Raw genomic sequence first — 19,757 nt, 5'->3', positions numbered from 1 at the left:
AGCCGCCTCGCGGCGGCTTTCTGCGGATCAGGCGCCCTGCTGAAGCGCCGCGATGCGTTCCTCGATGGGCGGATGCGTGGAGAACAGCTTGCCCACCCCCGAGGTGATGCCCATGGACTGCAGGCCCTTGGGCAGCTCGCCGGGCACCATGCCGCCCAGGCGCGCCAGCGCATTGATCATGGGCTGCTTGCGGCCCATGAGCTGGGCCGCGCCGCGGTCGGCGCGGAACTCGCGCTGGCGCGAGAACCAGGCCACGATGATGGCCGCCAGGAAGCCGAGCACGATGTCCAGCACGATGGTGGTCACGATGTAGCCGATGCCGGGACCGGAGGACTGCTCGCCGCGACGCAGGAAGCCGTCGACCACGTAGCCGATCACGCGCGAGAGGAACACGACGAAGGTGTTCATCACGCCCTGCAGCAGCGTCATGGTGACCATGTCGCCGTTGGCGATGTGCGCCACCTCGTGGCCGATCACGGCCTCCACTTCCTCGCGGGTCATGCCCTGCAACAAGCCGGTGGACACCGCCACGAGTGCGTTGTTCTTGAACGCGCCGGTGGCGAAGGCGTTGGGCTCGCCGGGGAAGATGCCGACCTCGGGCATGCCGATGCCGGCCTTGTCGGCGAAGCGGCGCACGGTGTCCACGATCCACTTCTCGTCGGCGTTGCGCGGCTCTTCGATCAGCTGCACGCCGGAGCTCCACTTGGCGATGGTCTTGGACATCAGCAGCGAGATGAACGCACCGCCGAAGCCCATGATCAGCGCGAAGCCAAGCAGGGCACCCAGGTTCAGCCCGTTGGCCGTGAGGTAGCGGTTGACGCCCAGCAGGCTGGCAACCACGCCCAGCACCACCACCACGGCAAGGTTGGTGGCCACGAACAGGAAGACGCGTTTCATTTTGGCTAGTAGCTCCGGTAGAAGGAAAAGGATTCCCGCGCGAAAGATAAGGCCGCGGCCGCCGGTTTCAAGCGCGACGGCGCATCGGCCTGAAGACCAATGAGTCGTCGTAGAAGGAAAAGTTCTGGTTGGCCGCGCACCAGCCGGGGATGCCCAGCACCGGCAGCGGCGTGAAGGGCTTGGCGGCCAGGGCGTCGGGCGTGAACTCGCCGGCCAGCCAGCGGTCCGCCTGCGCCGCATCATGCAGCGGCGCGGGCGCACGCCAGACGTGGGCGGTCATGTCCTTGCGCGGCGCGGCGAGCTTCTCCAGCAGCGCGTGGCCGAAGATCAGCACCTGCGCGGCGGTCCACAGGGGCCGCAGCTCCACGAAGAGGCGCCGCCACTCGCGCGCGAGCAGCGCCTCCCAGAGGGGAGGCGGCGCCTGCAGCAGCAGGCCGTTCTCGTCGAAGAGGGTGACCGCGTCGCGCACCGGTCCCCGCTCGGCGCCGATGCCATGCCGCGCGATCTGATCCGCCTGAAGTTCATTGAGCCGCGCCTTGGCCCGCGGGAACGCGAGCCAGACCAGGCCATTGAGAAAGTCGTGCAGGTTGTCGCGGCTCGGACAACAGCCGCTCTCGCGGATGAAGCGCTCGTAGGGCATGCCGGCGCCCAGCGCCTGCTGCGGCACGAAGCGCGGCACGCCGGACACGCGCGCGCGGCCGGCCTCCTCGTTCAGGGCGGCGTGCACCGGCGCGCCAGCGGCGATGCGCCGGGCCAGGCGCTCGCCCGGCTCGCGCCATGGCGCCAGCCCGGGCGCGGACCAGTCCAGGCTCAGGCCAGCTTCCACGCCAGCGTTTCGCCCGCGCCCAGGGGCTTGAGCTGGGCCTCGCCGAAGGCATAGGCCTCGGGCACGGTCCAAGGCTCGCGGCGCAGGGTAACGGTGCCGGTGTTGCGCGGCAGGCCGTAGAAGTCGGGGCCGTGGAAGCTGGCGAAGGCTTCCAGGCGCTCCAGCGCACCGGCGGCCTCGAAGGCCTGGGCGTACAGCTCGATGGCCGCATGCGCCGTGTAGCAGCCGGCGCAGCCGCTGGCGTGCTCCTTCAGGTGCGCCGGATGCGGGGCGCTGTCCGTGCCCAGGAAGAACTTCGGGCTGCCGCCGGTGGCCGCCTCCACCAGCGCCTGGCGGTGCGTCTCGCGCTTGAGGACGGGCAGGCAGTAGTAGTGCGGGCGGATGCCACCGGTGAAGATCGCGTTGCGGTTGTACAGCAGGTGGTGCGCCGTGATGGTGGCCGCGGTGTTCGCGTCGGCCTCGCGGATGTACTGCGCCGCCTCGCGCGTGGTGATGTGCTCCATCACGATCTTCAGCTGCGGGAAATCGCGCCGCAGCGGAATGAGCTTTTCGTCGATGAAGACCGCCTCGCGGTCGAAGAGATCGACCTCGGGCGAGGTCACCTCGCCGTGCACCAGCAGCGGCAGGCCTTCGCGTTGCATGGCTTCCAGCGTGGGGTACACCTTGGCCAGGTCGGTCACGCCGGCGTCGCTGTTGGTGGTGGCGCCGGCCGGGTAGAGCTTGACGGCGGCGATGCCGGCTTCGCGGGCGCGACGGATCTCCTCGGGCGGGAGCCGGTCCGTCAGATAGAGCGTCATCAGGGGCTCGAACGCCAGCCCCGGGGGCACGCAGGCCAGGATGCGGTCCCGGTAGGCCAGCGCCTGCTCGGTGGTGGTCACCGGCGGGCGCAGGTTGGGCATGATGATCGCGCGGCCGAACTGCGCGGCGCTGTGCGGCACCACGGCGGCCATGGCGGCGCCGTCGCGCACATGCAGGTGCCAGTCGTCGGGGCGGGTGAGGGTGAGCTGCGAGGTCATGGAACCTGGATTGTCCCACCCTGTAGCCCCCCGCCGACGGCTCAGAACGTGCGAAGGAATCGTAGCGAGCGGCCCGGGGTGGTGCCGAGCATCGCAGCCGTACTTGGGTACGGCGAGAAGCGCAGGCGCCAGATCGGGCCGCAGAGGAGATTCATTCGCGCCTTCAATGGCTGAGGATTTTGTTGAGGAAGTCCTTGGTGCGGGGCTGGCGCCCGTCGGGGTTGCCGAAGAACTCCTCCTTGCTGCAGTCCTCCAGGATGTGGCCGCCCACGTCGATGAAGATCACGCGGTTGGCCACCTTGCGCGCGAAGCCCATCTCGTGGGTGACCACCATCATGGTCATGCCTTCCTTGGCCAGGCCCACCATAACGTCCAGCACCTCGCCCACCATCTCGGGATCGAGCGCGGAGGTGGGCTCGTCGAAGAGCATGACGATGGGGTCCATGGACAGCGCCCGCGCGATGGCCACGCGCTGCTGCTGTCCGCCCGAGAGCTGGCCGGGGAACTTGTCCTTGTGTGCCATGAGGCCCACGCGGTCCAGCATCTTGAGGCCGCGCGTGCGGGCCTCGTCGGCGCTGCGGCCCAGCACCTTGATCTGCGCGATGGTCAGGTTCTCCGTCACCGACAGGTGCGGAAACAGCTCGAAATGCTGGAACACCATGCCCACGCGGCTGCGCAGCTTGGGCAGATTGGTCTTGGGGTCGCTGACACTGATGCCGTCGACGGTGATCGTGCCCTTCTGAATGGGCTCCAGGCCGTTGACGGTCTTGATCAGGGTGGACTTGCCCGAGCCCGAAGGGCCGCAGACCACCACCACGTCACCCTTGCTGATATTCACCGAACAGTCGCTGAGCACCTGCACGGGCCCGTACCACTTGGAAACGTTCTTGATCTCGATCATGGTGTTGCTTTCGACGGTTCAGCGAATGATGGCGATGCGGTTCTGCAGGCGCTTGACCAGCCAGGACAAGGTGTAGCAGATCACGAAATAAAAGACCGCGGCCAGGATGTAGGTCTCCTCCGGACGGCCATAGATCTTGCCGGCGGTGGAAAAGCCCTTGAGCAGGTCGTAGGCGCCGATGGCATAGACCAGCGAGGTGTCCTGGAACAGGATGATGGTCTGCGTCAGCAGCACAGGCAGCATGTTGCGGAAGGCCTGCGGCAGCACGACCAGGCGCATGTTCTGGCCATAGCTCATGCCCAGCGCCTGCCCGGCGTACACCTGACCCCGCGGGATCGACTGGATGCCCGCGCGCATGATTTCGCTGAAGTACGCCGCCTCGAAGGCGATGAAGGTGATGATGGCCGAGTACTCCGCGCCCACCGGCCGGCCGATGATGAGCGGCACCAGCAGGAAGAACCAGAGGATCACCATCACCAGCGGCACCGATCGCATGCCGTTGACGTAGATGGTGGCCGGCACCACGAGCACCTTGCGGCCCGACAGGCGCATGAGCGCGAGCAGCGTGCCGAAGAAGACGCCGCCCAGTGTGGCGATGATGGTCAGCTGGATGCTGAACAGGAGCCCCTTCAGCACGAAGTTGCTGAAGATCTCCCAGTTGAAGAAGCCGAAGTCGAGCGCGCCCATCAGTGACCTCCCGCGGCGCCGGCCACGATGAAGCCTGGCACCTGCACGCGCCGTTCGATCCAGGCGAACACGCGGTTGACGGCGAAGGCGGAGACGGCGTAGGCCGCCGTCACGACGATGTACACCTCGATGCCGCGCGAGGTTTCCTCCTGCACCTGCATGGCGTACATGGTCAGTTCGGGGATGGACACCGCGAACGCCACCGAGGAGTTCTTCAGCAGGTTCATGGACTCGCTGGTGAGCGGCGGCAGGATGATGCGAAACGCCATGGGCAGGAGCACATAGCGATAGGTTTGAGCCGTCGTGAAGCCCATGGCCATGCCGGCGTTGCGCTGGCCGCGCGGCAGCGACTGGATGCCGGCGCGCACCTGCTCGGCGATGCGCGCGGAGGTGAAGAAGCCCAGCGCGAAGACAACCAGCAGGAAGCCGGGGACCTCCTGGAAGAACGGGAACACCCGCGGCACGACGAAGTACCAGAGGAAGAGTTGCACCAGGATGGGTACGTTGCGGAACGCCTCCACCCACACATTGGCCAGGCGCACCAGCACGGGGCTGTTGGGCAGGGTGCGCATCGTGCCGATCAGCGCACCGGCCACCACGGCCACGACCCAGGAGCAACCCGCCACCGTGAGCGTCCATTGCCAGGCCTCGAACAACCACTCGAGGTAAGTGCGGCCACTGCCGTCATCGTTCAGGAATACTGCCCAATCCCAGGTCATGCGCGGAGCCCTCTTGATCGCTCGTTCTTGTTTACCGCTGCCAGATGCTGAAAACCCCGCCTCAGCAGGCGCCTCGGCGGGGTCTTCGTCCTCAGGCGATCTCGATTATTTCTTCGAGTACTCTTCCATCGGCTTGTCGTTGGGGTTGGCCCAGGCCTGCTTGGTGCTCTCGCTGGCCGCGTAGCCCACCTTCGCGTTCTTCGGCGGGATGGGTTGCATGAACCACTTGTCCCACAGCTTGGCGAGTTCGCCGGACTTGGCCATCTGGCGCACGGTCTCGTCGCCGATCTTCTTGAAGGCCGCGTCGTCCTTGCGCACCATGATGGCGATGGGCTCCACGCTCAGCACCTCGCCCACCAGCTTGTACTGCTCGGGGTTCTTGGCGTTGGCGATGTTGCCCGCCAGGATGGCGCCGTCCATCACGAAGGCATCGGCGCGGCCGGACTCCAGCAGCAGGAAGCTGTCGGCGTGGTCCTTGCCGTAGATTTCCTTGAAGTTCAGCTTCTCGCCACGCTCGTGCTTGCGCAGGTGCTGCACGGAGGTGGTGCCGGTAGTGGTGGCCACCGTCTTGTTGTCCAGGTCCTTGATCCCGGTGATGCCGGAGTTGGCCTTGGTGGCGATGCGCACTTCCTCGACGAAGGTGGTGGGCAGGAAGGCCACGTCCTTCTGGCGGGTGGCGTTGTTGGTGGTGGAGCCGCACTCGATGTCCACCGTGCCGTTCTGCACCAGCGGGATGCGGTTCTGCGAGGTCACGGGCTGGTACTTCACATCCAGCTTGCGGCCGACGGCCTTCTCGACGTTGTCGATGATGCGCTGGCAGATCTCGACGTGGTAGCCGGCGTACTTGCCGTCACCCAGCGTATAGGACAGGGCACCGGACGAATCGCGCACGCCCATGGTGATGGTGCCCGAGTTCTTGATCTTGGCCAGCGTGTCGTTGGCCTGGGCCATGGCGCCGCCGGCGGCAGCCATCAGAACGGCGAGGGCCAGCACTTGCTTCTTCATACGCATCTCCTGTGTCGAAAGCGTGGGGTTGAATGAACCGAAAATTCTACGAAAACGAACTTGAGGGAATACCCTTAGGTCACTTTGCTCACATCGAAATGGCGATGCCTACCAATGGCCGAGGCCGCGTTGGAGCATAAGCAGGCTTCGTGCCGGCGGTCACTTCGATTGCAGGCGAAGCGGCTCGGTGAGCGTCTGCGGCACCAGCAGCGCCGCCATCTCCTCGCGGGTGAGGATGCCTAGGGAGTGCGCGACGTCCTCGATGGGCGCGCCGGTGGCGATCGCGGTCTTGGCGATGAGGGCGGCCTTCTCGTACCCGATGATCGGATTGAGCGCCGTGACCAGCGTGACCGACTCGCGCACCCGGCGCGCCAGCAGCTCGCGATTGGGCTCGATCCCTGCCACGCAATGGGCCTGCAGCGTGAGGCAGGCGTTGGACAGGTGCTTGATGCTCTTGAACAGGCTCCAGCCCATGATCGGCTCGAATGCATTGAGCTGCAACTGGCCGGCCTCGGAGGCCAGGGTGACGGTGATGTCGTTGCCGATCACCTCGAAGGCCACCTGGTTCATCACCTCCGGAATCACCGGGTTGACCTTGCCCGGCATGATGGACGAGCCCGCCTGCCGCGGCGGCAGGCGGATGTCACCGAAGCCGGCCTGCGGGCCGCTGGAGAGCAGGCGCAGGTCGTTGCAGGTCTTGGACAGCTTGGTGGCCACGCGCTTGAGGACGCCCGAGAGCTGCACGAAGGCGCCGGTGTCCTGCGTGGCCTCGACCAGGTTCTTGGACTTGACCACCGGGATGCCACTGCCCTGCGCGAGCAGGCGGCAGGCCAGGTCCGCGTAGCCGGCCGGTGCGTTGATGCCGGTGCCGATGGCCGTGGCCCCCAGGTTGATCTCCTGGATGAGGGCGCGCGCCTCGCGCAGGCGGGCCTCGTCCTCCTCCATCATCACGGCGTAGGTGGAGAACTCCTGGCCCAGGGTCATGGGCACCGCGTCCTGCAGCTGCGTGCGCCCGATCTTCAACACCTCCTTGAACTCCTCCGCCTTGGCCTCGAAGCCCGTGCGCAGCACGGCCATCGAATCGAGCAGCTTGTCGATGCCCGCCCACAGCGCCAGGCGCACGGCGGTGGGATAGACGTCGTTCGTGCTTTGGGAGGCGTTGACGTGGTCGTTGGGATGCAGGACGTCGTAGCGCCCCTTTTCGAAGCCCAGGCGCTCCAGTGCGAGGTTGGCGATGACCTCGTTGGCGTTCATGTTGGTGGAGGTGCCCGCGCCGCCCTGGATCACGTCCACCACGAACTGCTCGTGGAACTCCCCTGCGATCAACCGGTCGCAGGCCCACATGATGGCGTGCGCCCGCTTGGCGTCGAGCACGCCCAGCTCCAGGTTGGCGCCGGCCGTGGCCTTCTTGACGAAACCGAAAGCCCGAATGAGCTCCGGCATGGCCGACACGGGCGTGCCGGAGATGGGGAAGTTCTCGACCGCGCGGGCGGTGTGGACGCCCCAGTAGGCGTCGGCAGGAATGTCGCGGGGGCCGAGGAAATCGCGTTCGACGCGGTGCGGGGTGGCGGTCATTTAGAAGGGCTGGAGCGCAGAAGCAGCCACTCTAGGCATGCCCGCGCCCGCTTGCCAATGCCTTTTTCCCGCGGGTCCATGCGCGGCGCGCATGACGCGCTGCACCACGATCAGCCTTCCGTGCGGCCCCGCAGGAACTGCCACAGGGACTGCAGCGCGCGCTTGCCCGCGTCGCGGCCCTGCGGGCGCACGCGGTAGGCGCGGATCTCCATCTCCAGCGACAGGCGCCCGGCCTCGTCGGCCGCCTGCGCCGGAACGAGCCGGCGCGAGCGCAGCTCCCGCCGCACGGCACTGGACGGCAGGAAGGCCAGGCCGTGGCCCTCCGCTGCCATCACCTTCAGGCCCTCGGCCATGTCGGTTTCGTACACGCGGTCCAGGTGCACCGCCGGCTGCGCCTCTTTCAGCAGCAACTCGACCAGGCGCCCGAGGTAGGCGCCGGGCGCATAGGCCAGGTAGGGCAGCGGCTCGGCCGCGGTGCCGGGCAGCCGGAACCGCGGCTGCCCGGACTCGTCGGCGCGCGAGTAGGCCGCCAGCGTCTCGCGGCCGAGGACGACCATCTCGTAGCGATCGGCGTCGAGCTGCAGCGGCTCGGCCGGGTGGTGGTAGGCGATGAGGAGGTCGCAGCCGCCATCGACCAGGCGCAGCGCGGCGTCGTGCACGTTCAGGGCCATCAGGCGGCTCTTGACCGGCCCGAAGCGCTCACGCAGTTCAGCCAGCCAGCTGGGAAAGAAGGTGAAGGCCAGCGTGTGCGGCGCCGCCACCTCGATGACGTCCTGGCCCGCCAGCGCATGCCCGCGCAGCATGGAGCGCATGCCTTGCACGGCCTGCAGCACTTCCAGCGACTGGGCGTAGAGCGTCTCGCCGGCCGGGGTCAGGCGCGTGGGGTAGGAGCTGCGGTCCACCAGGTCGGTACCGGCCCAGGCCTCCAGCGCCTGGATGCGGCGCGAGAACGCCGGCTGCGTCACGTGGCGGAGCTGCGCTGAACGGCTGAAGCTGCGCGTCTCGGCCAGGCTCACGAAGTCTTCCAGCCACTTGGTTTCCATGGCTCAGCGGACGCTCGAACGGTTGTGCATGCGATCGATTGTGCTCCCGCCCGGCGCACGGACGCGGCGCCCTACTCGCCGGACGGCTCGGCCTGGGGCTGGTCGCGGTGCTGGCGCTGCAGCGCCCACATCGCGGCGTAGCGCCCGCCCTGTGCGAGCAGCTGCGGGTGGGTGCCGCGCTCGATGATGCGCCCCGCCTCCATGACCAGGATCTCGTGCGCGTCGACCACCGTGGACAGGCGGTGCGCGATCACGAGCGCCGTCTTGTAGCGCGCCGCGCTTTTCAGCTCGGCCTGGATGGCGCGCTCGTTGGCCGAGTCCAGCGCCGAGGTGGCTTCGTCGAAGATGAGGATGGGCGGGTTCTTCAGCAGCGTGCGCGCGATGGCCACGCGCTGCTTCTCGCCGCCGGAGAGCTTCAGGCCCCGCTCCCCCACCATGGTCTGGTAGCCCTTGGGGGTGGACTCGATGAAGTCGTGGATGCGCGCGGCCCGCGCCGCCGCCTCCACCTCCGCGCGCGTCGCGCCCGGGCGGCCGTAGGCGATGTTGTATTCCACCGTGTCGTTGAACAGCACCGTGTCCTGCGGCACGATGCCGATCGCCTGGCGCACGCTGGCCTGGGTCACCTCGCGGATGTCCTGGCCGGCGATGCTGATGCGGCCCTGCTGGAGGTCGTAGAAGCGAAACAGCAGCCGCGCCAGTGTCGATTTGCCCGAGCCCGAAGGGCCGACCACCGCCACCGTCTTGCCGGCCGGGATCTCGAAGCTCACGTCGTGCAGGATCTCGCGGCTGGGCTCGTAGCCGAAGCGCACGTGCTCGAAGCGCACCGTCGGCTGCTCCAGGCCTGAAAGCGGCAGCGCGCCCGGCTTGTCGGCCACCTCGCGCTCGCGCTCCATGAGCGTGAACATCTTGTCCAGGTCGGTGAGGCTCTGCTTGATCTCCCGGTACAGCACGCCCAGGAAGTTGAGCGGGATGTACAGCTGGATCATGAAGGCGTTGATCATGACCAGGTCGCCCAGCGTCAGCCGCCCCTCCACCACGCCCCGGGTCGCAAGCCACAGCATCAAGACCAGCGCCGTGGCGATGATGAGCTGCTGCCCCGTGTTGAGCATGGACAGGGTGGACTGCGACTTCAGGCGGGACTTGCGCAGGCGCTCCAGGCTTTCGTCGTAGCGCTTGGCCTCGAAGCCTTCGTTGTTGAAGTACTTGACGGTCTCGTAGTTCAGCAGCGAGTCCACGGCGCGCGTGTGTGCGGCCGAGTCGAACTCGTTGGCCTCGCGCCTGAACTTGGTCCGCCACTCGGTCACGCTCACGGTGAAGCCGATGTACAGCACCAGCGCCGTGGCGGTGATCCAGACGAAGCCCATGTCGAACTTGACCGCCAGGATGGCCAGCACCAGCGTGACCTCGATCAGCGTGGGGATGACGCTGTAGAGGGAGTACGAGATCAGCGACTCGATGCCGCGCACCCCGCGCTCGATATCGCGGGTCATGCCGCCGGTCTGCCGCTCCAGGTGGAAGCGCAGGCTGAGCGAATGCAGGTGGCCGAAGGTCTGCAGCGCGATGCTGCGGGCCGCCCCGTGTGTGGCCTTGGCGAAGACCAGTTCGCGCAGCTCGGTGAAGAGCGAGGTGGACAGGCGCAGCAGCCCGTAACCCAGCAGCAGCCCCACCGGCACGGCCAGCACCGCGGCCGCGACCGCCTCGCCGCCGGTCGGCAACTGCCCGCCGCCGGGCGTCATGCTGTCCACCAGCTGCTTGAGCAGCAGGGGCACGCTCACGTTGGCGAGCTTGGCCGCCACCATGAAGGCCAACGCCGCCAGCACACGCCAGCGGTACTGCCACAGGTAGGGAAGCAGGCGAGCGAGGGTGGCCCAGTCGCTGCGCTTGCGCGGCGTCGGCTGCGCCGCGGCGTTGCTCAGGGGCGGGGGGGAAGCGAGTTCGCCGGCGCGGCGCATCGAAGAGAATCCGAAAGCTCAGTGAAACGACAGGAGATTGTGCCCATGTCCATGAAACCAGGTGACGCCGAAGGACGCGAGGCGCCGCCGGCGGCCAGCCTGCCCGCCGACAAGGAGCTGGTGCTCAAGGTGATTCCCATGCCGGGGGACACCAACGCCAACGGCGACATCTTCGGCGGCTGGGTCATGGCGCAGGTGGACCTGGCCGGCTCGGTGGTCCCGGCGCGTATCGCCAAGGGCCGGATGGCGACGGTGGCGGTCAACGAGTTCGTCTTCAAGCACCCGGTGCGGGTCGGCGACATCCTGTCTTTCTATGCCGGGCTCACGCGCATCGGGCGCACCTCCATCACTGTCCAGGTGGAGGTGTACGCGGAGCGCTTCGGCAGCCAGGGCAGCTACATCAAGGTGACCGAGGCTTCGCTGACCTACGTCGCCATCGACGACCGCGGCAACCCCCGGCCGGTGCCGCGGGATGCCGGGCCGGCGGATGCGCCGCCGCGCTAAGCTGCGCCACCGCCCAGCCCCGAAAACCGCCTCATGAATCCGAACGATCCTCTGCGCCCGCCTCTGCTCGAACACCGCACCCTGCTGTGGCTGGTGGTGGGCGTCTCGGCGGCCTTCGCCGTCGTGCTCTGGCCCTTCCTGGGGGCGGTGCTGTGGGCGGTGTTCATCGCCATCGTGTTCCGGCCCGTTCACCGGCGCGTGCTGGTCCAGGTGGGAGGGCGCCCGAACGCAGCGGCGCTGCTGACGCTGCTGCTGATCCTGGTGATCGTCATCCTGCCCCTGATCCTGGTGAGCGTGTCCATCGTGCAGGAGATCCTGGTGGTGGTGCAGAAGGTGCGCACCGGGCAGATCGACCTCGGCGCCCTCGTGCGCACGGTCTTCGACGCGGTGCCCGACTGGGCCGGCAACATCCTGGAGCGCTTCGGGCTGGACAACCTGCAGGGCCTGCTGAACCAACTGGCGGCGCTCCTGACCAGCAGCGGCCAGGCCATTGCCACCCGCCTGCTGGGCATCGGCCAGAACACGCTCGATTTCGTGATCGGCCTGTTCGTGATGCTCTACGTGCTGTATTTCCTGCTGCGCGACGGCTCGGTGCTGGTCCAGCGGGTGGCCGTCGCCATCCCGCTGCGCGAACGGCAGTCCGAACTGCTCCTGAGCCAGTTCGCCACCGTGGTGCGGGCCACCGTCAAGGGCAACATCGTCATCGCCCTGGTGCAGGGCAGCCTGGGCGGCCTGGCCTTCTGGGCACTGGGCATTCCCGGGCCGCTGCTGTGGGGCGGCGTGATGGCGCTGGCTTCGCTGATCCCGGCGGTCGGTGCCGCCCTGGTGTGGGCGCCGGTGGCGATCTACCTGCTGTCCACCAACCAGCTGTTCCAGGGCATCGCGCTGGCGGCCTGGGGCGGCATCGCCATCGGGCTGGTGGACAACTTCCTGCGCCCCATCCTCGTGGGCAAGGACACCCGCATGCCCGACTACCTGGTGCTGGTGTCCACCCTCGGCGGCCTGGCCATGTTCGGCATCAACGGCTTCGTGATGGGCCCGGTGATCGCTGCCATGTTCCTGGTCACCTGGAACATGCTCACGGCCCTGCGCCAGCAGCACACCTCGCCGGAGGAATGACGGGGCTTCACAGCCGCGAGAAGTCCGGCTTGCGCTTGTCCATGAAGGCGCCGAAGGCTTCGCGCGCGGCGGGTTCGCTGAGCATGCGCGCGAACAGCGCGCCCTCTTCCTGCATGCGCTCACGCACCAGCGGCGCGAGCTGCTGCTTCATGAGGCGCTTGGTTTCCATGAGCAAGCTCAGGGGCTTGGCGGCGAGCTTGCGCGCCTGCGCCTGGGCCAGCGGCTTGGCCTCGCTGGGAGGCACCACGCGATTGACCAGGCCCACTTCCAGCGCCGCTTCGGCCATGAAGGGCTCGCCCAGCAGCAGCGCCTCGGCGGCGCGGTGGTAGCCCATCATCTGCGGCACCAGCAGGCTGGAGGCGGCCTCGGGCACCAGGCCCAGGTTCACGAAGGGCATGGAGAAGGCCGCGTTGTCGCCGGCATAGACCAGGTCGCAGTGGAACAGGATGGTGGTGCCCACGCCCACGGCCGGCCCGCACACCGCGGCGATGAGCGGCTTGGGGAACGCCGCGAGCCGATGCAGGAACTGGAACACCGGGGCGCCCTCGCCCGCCGGCGGCTGGTGCAGGAAGTCCGCGATGTCGTTGCCGGCGCTGAACACCGTCTCATGACCCTGCAGCACGACCACGCGCACGGCCGAGTCCGCCTCGGCCGCGGCCAAGCCGTCGGCGAGCGCCTGGTACATGGCGGCGGTGATGGAGTTCTTGCGCTCCAGGCGGTTGAAGGTGAGCGTGGTCACGCCCGCTTCGGTATGGGTGAGGATGTCGCTCATGCTCGCTTTCGTGAATGCGCTCAGACGCGCTCGAAGATACCTGCTGCGCCCTGCCCCATGCCCACGCACATGGTGACCATGCCGTACTTCAGCTTCCTGCGGGCCAGCGCATGCACCACGGTGGCCGAGCGGATGGCCCCGGTGGCGCCCAGCGGGTGGCCCAGGGCGATGGCACCGCCGATCGGGTTGACCTTGGACGGGTCGAGGCCCAGCTCGCGGATGACGGCCAGCGACTGTGCGGCGAAAGCTTCGTTCAGTTCGATCCAGTCGAGATCCTCCTTGCGGATGCCGGCCGAGCGCAGGGCCGCCGGCACCGCCTCGATCGGCCCGATGCCCATGAGGTGCGGCGGCACGCCCCGGCTGGCATAGCTCACGAAGCGGGCCAGGGGTTTGAGGCCGAAGCGCTGGACAGCCGCCTCGCTCGCGAGCACCAGGGCGCCCGCGCCGTCCGAGGTTTGCGAGCTGTTGCCCGCCGTGACGGTGCCGCGCGCCGCAAAAACCGTCTTGAGCTTCGCCAGCCCCTCCGGCGTGGTGTCGGGACGCGCGCCTTCGTCCAGCTGCACGGTGCGGCTGTCCACGCGCGGCTCGCCGGTCTTCAGGTCCACGGAACGCTCGGTGACCTCCACGGGCGTGATCTCGCCCGCGAACTCGCCTGCCTTCATCGCCGCCACGGCCTTCATGTGCGACTGGTAAGCGAACTGGTCCTGGTCTTCACGGGTCACCTTCCAGCGCTGCGCCACCTTTTCGGCGGTCAGGCCCATGCCGTAGGCGATGCCATAGCTCTCGATGTCGTCCACGTCGGTGAAGATCTCCGGCGACAGCGAGGGCGAGTTGCCCATCATGGGCACCATGCTCATGCTCTCGGTGCCGGCCGCGATCATCACGTCGGCCTCGCCCACACGGATGCGGTCGGCCGCCATCTGCACGGCCGACAGGCCCGAGGCGCAGAAGCGGTTCACGGTGATGCCGCCCACGCTCTTGGGCAGTTTGGCCAGCACGGCGCCGATGCGCGCGATGTTCAGGCCCTGCTGCGCCTCCGGAATGGCGCAGCCGCACACCACGTCCTCGATGGCCTGCGGATCGAGCGAGGGCACCTGCGCCAGGGCCGCGCGCAGCGCGGTGGCCAGGAGTTCATCGGGCCGGGTGTGGCGGAAATAGCCGCGGTGCGAACGCCCGATGGGCGTGCGGGTGGCGGCGACGACGTAGGCGTCCTGGACTTGTTTCATGGCTTGATCCTGGAAGGAGCCGCACCCGCCAGGCTGGCGAGTGTCGAGGTGATGGTTTCGAGCACGCCGTCGCAATGGCGCAGCGGCTCGTGGCAGGGGAAACGCAGCACGGCGAAGCCGCGGCTGCGCAGGAAGGCGTCGCGGGCCTGGTCGTAGGCCGTCTGCTGCGCATGCTGCGAGCCGTCGAGCTCGACGACAAGCTGCGGGTCGAGGCAGGCGAAGTCCGCGATGAAGGGACCGACCGGGTGCTGGCGGCGGAAACGGAAGCCGAGCTGATTTCCACGCAGGCGGGACCAGAGGCGACGCTCGGCGTCCGTCATGGCTTTGCGCAGTTCGCGGGCGAACTGGCGGGCCTGGGCGGTGGCCTGGGATTGCATGGACTGGCCTTTCCTTGGTGGAAAGAGGCCAGTCTTGCAGGAGACGCTTCGAGCGCGAATGTCAGACATGGCAGGGTGTGCGCCAAGGGGCGGTACTGGCGTGCGGGCCCCCATCCCTGCCTTCCCCCAAAGGGGGAAGGTGCAAGACCCCCTCCCCTTCTGGGGGAGGGCGGGGGTGGGGGCTACGCCCGCCAACCCCTCCGCAAATTCGCCAAGCCCCACCATCACCCCCTCAATTGCGCAGCGGCTTGCCCGTGGACAGCATCCCCAGGATGCGGTCCTGCGTCTTCGGGTGTTGCACCAGGGCGCAGAAGGCCTCGCGCTCGAGCTTCATGAGGTAGTCCTCGGTCACCAGCGTGCCGGCATCCACGTCGCCGCCGGTCACCACGTGGGCGATGGCGCTGGCGATGCGGAAGTCGTGGATGCTGATGAAGCCGCCGTCGCGCATGTTCACCAGCTGCCCCTGGATGGTGGCCTTGCCGTTGCGCCCGGCCACCGGGAAGGGTCGGCGCAGCGGCGCGCGCCAGCCGTTGTCGGCCATGGTGCGCGCCTCGTTCAGCGCCACCCAGAGCAGTTCGTCCTTGTTGGCGACGATGAGGTCGCTGTCCAGCAGGTAGCCGAGCTGGCGCGATTCGAGGGCGCTGGTGCCGACCTTGGCCATGGCCGCGGCGGTGAAGCCTTCGGTGAGGAAGGCCAGCAGGTCCTTGTGGGTGGACAGGCGCTGGTTCTCCGCCGCGCGGCGCGCGATGTAGGTCAGTCCGCCCGCGCCGGGGACCAGGCCCACGCCGACTTCCACGAGGCCGATGTAGCTTTCCAGCGCCGCGACGCGACGCGCCGAGTACACCGCCAGCTCGCAGCCACCGCCCAGTGCCAGGCCCCGGATGGCGGACACCACCGGCACGCCGGCATAGCGGATGCGCAGCATGGTCTGCTGCAGGTGCTGCTCGGCGTCCTCGATGGCGGCGACGCCCACGGCCATGAAGGCCGGCAGCATGGACTGCAGGTCGGCGCCGGCCGAGAAAGGCTCGTCACCCGACCAGACCACCATGGCCTTGAACTGCTGCTCGGCCAACTCCACGCCGCGCTGCAGGCCCTCGGCGAGTTCCGGGCTGATCACGTGCATCTTGGTCTTGAGACTGGCGATCAGCACCTCGTCGTCGAGCGTCCACAGGCGCAGCGACGCGTCCTCGTGCAGCGTGCGACCGGCGGTCTCGAAGCGCGGGCCGCTCGCGCCCAGCACGGTCTCCGGAAAGAGCTGGCGCTCGTGGACCGGCAGGCGCCGGGGCGGCTCGAAGCGTCCCGTGCCCGGGTTCCAGGAGCCCTCGGGCGTGTGCACGCCGCCAGCCTCGGCCACGGGGCCTTCGAAGACCCAGCGGGGCAAGGGCGCCTTGGACAGCGCGCGGCCGGCGTCGATGTCCTCCTGGACCCACTGCGCCACCTGCAACCAGCCGGCCTGCTGCCACAGCTCGAAGGGGCCCTGCTTCATGCCGAAGCCCCAGCGCATGGCCAGGTCCACGTCGCGCGCCGTCTCGGCGATGTCCGCCAGGTGCACGGCGGCGTAGTGGAAGCTGTTGCGAAGCAGCGCCCACAGGAACTGCCCCTGCGGGCCCGTGGCATGCCGCAGCAGCTTCAGCCGCTCGGGCGCGGGCTTGGCGAGCATGCGGGAATAGACCTCGTCGGCCTTCTGGCCGGCCGGAACGTAGTCGCGGCTTTCCAGCTCGAAGCGCAGGATGTCGCGGCCCGCCTTCTTGTAGAAGCCCGCCTTGGCCTTCTGGCCCAGGTGGCCCATCTCCAGCAGCGCCGAGAGCACGGGCGGCGTCTCGTAGCTTGCGTAGAAGGGATCGGTCTCGGCGCTCAGCTTGTCCTGCAGCGTGCGGATCACGTGGGCCATCGTGTCCAGCCCCACGACGTCGGCGGTGCGGAAGGTGCCGCTGGAGGCGCGGCCCATCTTCTTGCCGGTGAGGTCGTCCACCACGTCGAAGCCTAGGTCGTAGCGCTGCGCCTCCTTCATGGTGGCCAGCATGCCGGCGATGCCCACGCGGTTGGCGATGAAGTTGGGCGAGTCCTTGGCCCGCACCACGCCCTTGCCCAGGGTGGTGGTGACGAATGCCTCCAGGCCGTCGAGCACGGCGGGCTCGGTCGCGGGCGCCGCGATCAGCTCCACCAGGAACATGTAGCGCGGCGGGTTGAAGAAGTGGATGCCGCAAAAGCGGGGCCGCAGCGACTCGGGCAGCGCCTCAGCCAGCTGCGTGATCGACAGGCCCGAGGTGTTGGAGGCCAGCACCGCATGCGGCGCCACGTGCGGGGCGATGCGGGCATACAGATCGCGCTTCCAGTCCATGCGCTCGGCGATGGCCTCGATGACGAGGTCGCATTCGCCCAGCAGGGCCAGGTCGTCGCCGTAGTTGGCCGGCTCGATCAGGCCGGCGTCATCGGCCACGCCCAGCGGCGCGGGCTTCATCTTCCTGAGGCCCTCGATGGCGCGCGTGACCACGCCGTTCTTCGGGCCGTCCTTGGCCGGCAGGTCGAACAGCACCACCGGCACCTTCAAGTTGACCAGGTGGGCGGCGATCTGCGCGCCCATCACGCCGGCGCCCAGGACGGCGACTTTCTTCGGGTTGAATCGGTTCATTGCGTCAGGCCAGTGCGGCATCGGTGTCCATCAGCACCTTGGCGCCGGAGCGGGCGCTTCGCATCAGCGCCGCGGTCTCGGGGAACAGGCGCGCGAAGTAGAAGCGCGCGGTCTGCAGCTTGCCCTGGTAGAACGGATCGGTGTTGCCGGCCGCGATCTCGCGCAGTGCCACCTGCGCCATGCGCGCCCAGAAGTACCCGAAGACGAGATGCCCCGCCACGCGCAGGTAGTCCACCGCGGCCGCGCCGACTTCCTCGGCGTTCTGGAAACCGCGGAAGCCCAGTTCGGTGGTGAACTTGGTCATCTGCTCGCCCAGGTAGGCCACCGGGTTGATGAACTCGGCCATCTGCTCGTTCACGCCCTCTTCCTCCACCAGCTTGGCGATCATCTTGCCGAACTTCTTCAGCGTCGCGCCCTGGTTGCCCAGAACCTTGCGGCCCAGCAGGTCCAGCGACTGGATGGTGTTGGTGCCTTCGTAGATCATGTTGATGCGGTTGTCCCGCACGAACTGCTCCATGCCCCATTCCTTGACGTAGCCGTGGCCGCCGAAGACCTGCATGCAGGCGTTGGTGGCGATGTGGCCGTTGTCGGTGAGGAAGGCCTTCACGATGGGCGTGAGCAGGGCCACCAGCTCGCCGCTTTCCTTGCGCACCTTCTCATCGGGGTGATGCAGCTCGCGGTCGATCAGGAAGGCGCAGTAGAGGTTCAGCGCCCGGCCGCCCTCGGCGTAGGCCTTGGCCGTGAGCAGCATGCGCCTGACGTCCGGGTGGACGATGATGGGATCGGCCGGCTTGTCCTTGGCCTTGGGCCCGCTCAGGCTGCGCGATTGCAGGCGGTCCTTGGCATACGCCAGGGCGTTCTGGTAGGCGACCTCGGTCAGGCCCAGCGACTGCATGCCCACGCCGATGCGCGCCGCGTTCATCATCACGAACATGGCCTGCAGGCCTTTGTTCGGCTGGCCCACCAGGGTGCCCACCGCCCCGTCCAGCACGATCTGTGCGGTGGCGTTGCCGTGGATGCCCATCTTGTGCTCCAGGCCGCCGCAATACACGCCATTGCGCTCGCCCAGCGTGCCGTCGGGCTGGATCCTGTACTTGGGGACGATGAAGAGGCTGATGCCCTTGCTGCCCGCGGGCGCGTCCGGCAGGCGGGCCAGCACGAGGTGCACGATGTTGGCGGCCATGTCGTGCTCGCCGGCCGAGATGAAGATCTTCTGGCCCGTGATGCGGTACGTTCCGTCGGCCTGGGGCTCGGCCTTGGTGCGCAGCAGGCCGAGGTCGGTGCCGCAATGCGGCTCGGTCAGGCACATGGTGCCGGTCCACTCGCCACTGGTGAGCCTGGGCAGGTACAGGCGCTTTTGCTCCTCGGTGCCGTGCGCATGCAGGGCCTCGTAGGCGCCGTGCGAGAGGCCGGGGTACATGGTCCAGGCCTGGTTGGCCGAGTTGAGCATCTCGAAGAAGCACTGGTTGACCACGATGGGCAGGCCCTGGCCTCCGTACGCCGGGTCGCAGGACAGCGCGGGCCAGCCACCTTCCACGTATTGCGCAAAGGCTTGCTTGAAGCCCTTGGGTGTGGCGACCTCGTGCGTGTCGCGGTCGAGCGTGCAGCCTTCCTCGTCACCGGAGATGTTCAGCGGCAGCAGCACTTCGCTGGCGAACTTCCCGCCCTCCTCCAGGACGGCGTTGATGGTGTCCACGTCCACCTCGGCGTGGCGCGGCATGGTCTTGTACTCGTCGGCGACCTTGAGCACCTCGTGCATGACGAAGTGCATGTCGCGGATCGGCGGGTTGTAGAGAGGCATGGGCTTTCTTTCCTGAGGTGAATGGGGAAGGCGCCGGTCAGCCGGCGAGGCGATGGCGCAGGACGTTGTCGAACCCGGCCTGCGCGCGCGCGACGGAGCCGGGGTGGCGCAGCAGGCGGGCCTCGTAATGCAGGGCCAGGATGAGGCCGTGGATCTCGAACAGCATCTGGTCCTCCTGCACGTCGGCGCGCAGGTGGCCGCACTCGCGTGCCGCGACGATGGCGCGGCGGATGGCGGCCAGCCAGGTGTTGACGGACTCCACCAGCGCATCGCGCACCGGCCCGGGGCGGTCGTCGAATTCGACGGCGCCGCTGATGTAGATGCAGCCCGAGTCGATTTCGATCGAGGTGCGTTTCATCCAGTTGCCAAAGAGCGCGCGCAGCCGCGGCAGGCCGCGCGGCTCGCGCATCGCCGGCGTGAAGACCTCGGCCTCGAAGCGCTGGTGGTACTCGCGGATGACCGAGATCTGCAGTTCCTCGCGGGAGCCGAAGTGGGCGAACACGCCGGACTTGCTCATGCCCGCAACCTCGGCCAGCGCGCCGATGGACAGCCCCTCCAGCCCGACGTGCGCGGCCAGGCCCAGGGCTGCATCGAGGATGGCAGCGCGGGTCTGCTGACCTTTGTGCAAGGCGCGGGCAGGCTTGGACAGGGCGTCGCTGGACGGCATGGTTCCCGGCGGAATAAAACGAACGGTCGTTCTATTTT

General features: G+C 68.1%; 18 protein-coding genes. 2 read left to right on the top strand and 16 right to left on the bottom strand.

What is annotated here, in order from left to right; all coding sequences use genetic code 11:
• Nucleotides 1-27 precede the first annotated feature (27 nt).
• From htpX to EZ242_RS11190, 10 genes are all read right to left on the bottom strand, one after another.
• The gene (gene htpX / locus EZ242_RS11235; RefSeq protein ID WP_135285253.1) at nucleotides 28-897 is read right to left on the bottom strand and encodes a protease HtpX; all 870 of its coding nucleotides are present in this window, start codon (nucleotides 895-897) and stop codon (nucleotides 28-30) included.
• Between the two features lie 67 nt (nucleotides 898-964).
• Nucleotides 965-1,723 carry a DUF3025 domain-containing protein gene (locus EZ242_RS11230; RefSeq protein WP_240787056.1) on the bottom strand — a complete coding sequence of 253 codons (759 nt, stop codon included), beginning with the start codon at nucleotides 1,721-1,723 and terminating at the stop codon, nucleotides 965-967.
• Complete coding sequence (pyrC, locus tag EZ242_RS11225; protein ID WP_338101467.1) at nucleotides 1,708-2,871, bottom strand: dihydroorotase; 1,164 nt, start codon at nucleotides 2,869-2,871, stop codon at nucleotides 1,708-1,710. The genes EZ242_RS11230 and pyrC overlap by 16 nt, the downstream gene beginning before the upstream one ends.
• A 31-nt stretch (nucleotides 2,872-2,902) precedes the next feature.
• Nucleotides 2,903-3,640, bottom strand: a complete 738-nt coding sequence (locus EZ242_RS11220) for an amino acid ABC transporter ATP-binding protein (RefSeq protein ID WP_135285251.1) — start codon at nucleotides 3,638-3,640, stop codon at nucleotides 2,903-2,905.
• 18 nt (nucleotides 3,641-3,658) lie between these two features.
• Entirely contained in the window at nucleotides 3,659-4,327 is a 669-nt protein-coding gene (locus tag EZ242_RS11215) for an amino acid ABC transporter permease (RefSeq protein ID WP_135285250.1), read from the bottom strand.
• A complete protein-coding gene (locus EZ242_RS11210) occupies nucleotides 4,327-5,046 on the bottom strand; it encodes an amino acid ABC transporter permease (protein ID WP_135285249.1) in 720 nt (239 codons plus the stop codon). Before EZ242_RS11210 ends, EZ242_RS11215 begins: the two co-directional genes overlap by 1 nt.
• A 105-nt stretch (nucleotides 5,047-5,151) precedes the next feature.
• Nucleotides 5,152-6,051 (bottom strand): transporter substrate-binding domain-containing protein, encoded by a 900-nt coding sequence (locus EZ242_RS11205; RefSeq protein ID WP_135285248.1) that lies wholly within the window; start codon nucleotides 6,049-6,051, stop codon nucleotides 5,152-5,154.
• 159 nt (nucleotides 6,052-6,210) lie between these two features.
• The gene (locus EZ242_RS11200) at nucleotides 6,211-7,626 is read right to left on the bottom strand and encodes an aspartate ammonia-lyase (protein WP_135285247.1); all 1,416 of its coding nucleotides are present in this window, start codon (nucleotides 7,624-7,626) and stop codon (nucleotides 6,211-6,213) included.
• Nucleotides 7,627-7,736: 110 nt separating this feature from the next.
• Entirely contained in the window at nucleotides 7,737-8,669 is a 933-nt protein-coding gene (locus EZ242_RS11195; RefSeq protein ID WP_135285246.1) for a LysR substrate-binding domain-containing protein, read from the bottom strand.
• A 71-nt stretch (nucleotides 8,670-8,740) separates the two neighbouring features.
• Nucleotides 8,741-10,621, bottom strand: coding sequence for an ABCB family ABC transporter ATP-binding protein/permease (locus EZ242_RS11190; RefSeq protein ID WP_135285245.1), 1,881 nt, complete (start codon nucleotides 10,619-10,621; stop codon nucleotides 8,741-8,743).
• A gap of 45 nt (nucleotides 10,622-10,666) precedes the next feature.
• On the opposite strand from EZ242_RS11190, the gene EZ242_RS11185 reads away from it, so the two are divergent.
• Both EZ242_RS11185 and EZ242_RS11180 read left to right on the top strand, forming a co-directional pair.
• Nucleotides 10,667-11,125 (top strand): acyl-CoA thioesterase, encoded by a 459-nt coding sequence (locus EZ242_RS11185; RefSeq protein ID WP_240787055.1) that lies wholly within the window; start codon nucleotides 10,667-10,669, stop codon nucleotides 11,123-11,125.
• A gap of 33 nt (nucleotides 11,126-11,158) precedes the next feature.
• Nucleotides 11,159-12,244, top strand: a complete 1,086-nt coding sequence (locus EZ242_RS11180; protein ID WP_135285244.1) for an AI-2E family transporter — start codon at nucleotides 11,159-11,161, stop codon at nucleotides 12,242-12,244.
• 7 nt (nucleotides 12,245-12,251) lie between these two features.
• On the opposite strand, the gene EZ242_RS11175 is transcribed toward EZ242_RS11180, so the two are convergent.
• The 6 genes from EZ242_RS11175 to EZ242_RS11150 all read right to left on the bottom strand — a co-directional run bounded on the left by EZ242_RS11175 (nucleotide 12,252) and on the right by EZ242_RS11150 (nucleotide 19,719).
• Nucleotides 12,252-13,016: an enoyl-CoA hydratase gene (locus tag EZ242_RS11175; protein ID WP_135285243.1), complete on the bottom strand. Its 765-nt coding sequence runs from the start codon at nucleotides 13,014-13,016 to the stop codon at nucleotides 12,252-12,254.
• Between the two features lie 20 nt (nucleotides 13,017-13,036).
• Nucleotides 13,037-14,242 (bottom strand): acetyl-CoA C-acyltransferase, encoded by a 1,206-nt coding sequence (locus EZ242_RS11170; protein ID WP_135285242.1) that lies wholly within the window; start codon nucleotides 14,240-14,242, stop codon nucleotides 13,037-13,039.
• Nucleotides 14,239-14,619, bottom strand: a complete 381-nt coding sequence (locus EZ242_RS11165) for an endonuclease domain-containing protein (protein ID WP_135285241.1) — start codon at nucleotides 14,617-14,619, stop codon at nucleotides 14,239-14,241. The genes EZ242_RS11170 and EZ242_RS11165 overlap by 4 nt, the downstream gene beginning before the upstream one ends.
• A gap of 232 nt (nucleotides 14,620-14,851) precedes the next feature.
• Nucleotides 14,852-17,251 carry a 3-hydroxyacyl-CoA dehydrogenase/enoyl-CoA hydratase family protein gene (locus tag EZ242_RS11160; protein ID WP_135285240.1) on the bottom strand — a complete coding sequence of 800 codons (2,400 nt, stop codon included), beginning with the start codon at nucleotides 17,249-17,251 and terminating at the stop codon, nucleotides 14,852-14,854.
• Between the two features lie 4 nt (nucleotides 17,252-17,255).
• Nucleotides 17,256-19,052: an acyl-CoA dehydrogenase C-terminal domain-containing protein gene (locus tag EZ242_RS11155; protein WP_135285239.1), complete on the bottom strand. Its 1,797-nt coding sequence runs from the start codon at nucleotides 19,050-19,052 to the stop codon at nucleotides 17,256-17,258.
• Nucleotides 19,053-19,089: 37 nt separating this feature from the next.
• A complete protein-coding gene (locus tag EZ242_RS11150) occupies nucleotides 19,090-19,719 on the bottom strand; it encodes a TetR/AcrR family transcriptional regulator (protein ID WP_135285238.1) in 630 nt (209 codons plus the stop codon).
• Nucleotides 19,720-19,757: the final 38 nt, after the last annotated feature.

This window comes from Ramlibacter rhizophilus (assembly GCF_004681965.1).
GTDB lineage: Bacteria > Pseudomonadota > Gammaproteobacteria > Burkholderiales > Burkholderiaceae_C > Ramlibacter > Ramlibacter rhizophilus.
The sequence above is the reverse complement of the archived record's forward strand: the minus strand, read 5'-3'. Positions and strand labels throughout refer to the sequence as shown.

Excerpts from the sequence above, each read along its gene's own strand:
- htpX (WP_135285253.1), bottom strand. The coding sequence starts at position 897 with ATGAAACGCGTCTTCCTGTTCGTGGCCACCAACCTTGCCGTGGTGGTG.
- EZ242_RS11220 (WP_135285251.1), bottom strand. The coding sequence starts at position 3,640 with ATGATCGAGATCAAGAACGTTTCCAAGTGGTACGGGCCCGTGCAGGTG.
- EZ242_RS11215 (WP_135285250.1), bottom strand. The coding sequence starts at position 4,327 with ATGGGCGCGCTCGACTTCGGCTTCTTCAACTGGGAGATCTTCAGCAAC.
- EZ242_RS11210 (WP_135285249.1), bottom strand. The coding sequence starts at position 5,046 with ATGACCTGGGATTGGGCAGTATTCCTGAACGATGACGGCAGTGGCCGC.
- EZ242_RS11205 (WP_135285248.1), bottom strand. The coding sequence starts at position 6,051 with ATGAAGAAGCAAGTGCTGGCCCTCGCCGTTCTGATGGCTGCCGCCGGC.
- EZ242_RS11200 (WP_135285247.1), bottom strand. The coding sequence starts at position 7,626 with ATGACCGCCACCCCGCACCGCGTCGAACGCGATTTCCTCGGCCCCCGC.
- EZ242_RS11195 (WP_135285246.1), bottom strand. The coding sequence starts at position 8,669 with ATGGAAACCAAGTGGCTGGAAGACTTCGTGAGCCTGGCCGAGACGCGC.
- EZ242_RS11190 (WP_135285245.1), bottom strand. The coding sequence starts at position 10,621 with ATGCGCCGCGCCGGCGAACTCGCTTCCCCCCCGCCCCTGAGCAACGCC.
- EZ242_RS11185 (WP_240787055.1), top strand. The coding sequence starts at position 10,667 with ATGTCCATGAAACCAGGTGACGCCGAAGGACGCGAGGCGCCGCCGGCG.
- EZ242_RS11180 (WP_135285244.1), top strand. The coding sequence starts at position 11,159 with ATGAATCCGAACGATCCTCTGCGCCCGCCTCTGCTCGAACACCGCACC.
- EZ242_RS11175 (WP_135285243.1), bottom strand. The coding sequence starts at position 13,016 with ATGAGCGACATCCTCACCCATACCGAAGCGGGCGTGACCACGCTCACC.
- EZ242_RS11170 (WP_135285242.1), bottom strand. The coding sequence starts at position 14,242 with ATGAAACAAGTCCAGGACGCCTACGTCGTCGCCGCCACCCGCACGCCC.
- EZ242_RS11165 (WP_135285241.1), bottom strand. The coding sequence starts at position 14,619 with ATGCAATCCCAGGCCACCGCCCAGGCCCGCCAGTTCGCCCGCGAACTG.
- EZ242_RS11160 (WP_135285240.1), bottom strand. The coding sequence starts at position 17,251 with ATGAACCGATTCAACCCGAAGAAAGTCGCCGTCCTGGGCGCCGGCGTG.
- EZ242_RS11155 (WP_135285239.1), bottom strand. The coding sequence starts at position 19,052 with ATGCCTCTCTACAACCCGCCGATCCGCGACATGCACTTCGTCATGCAC.
- EZ242_RS11150 (WP_135285238.1), bottom strand. The coding sequence starts at position 19,719 with ATGCCGTCCAGCGACGCCCTGTCCAAGCCTGCCCGCGCCTTGCACAAA.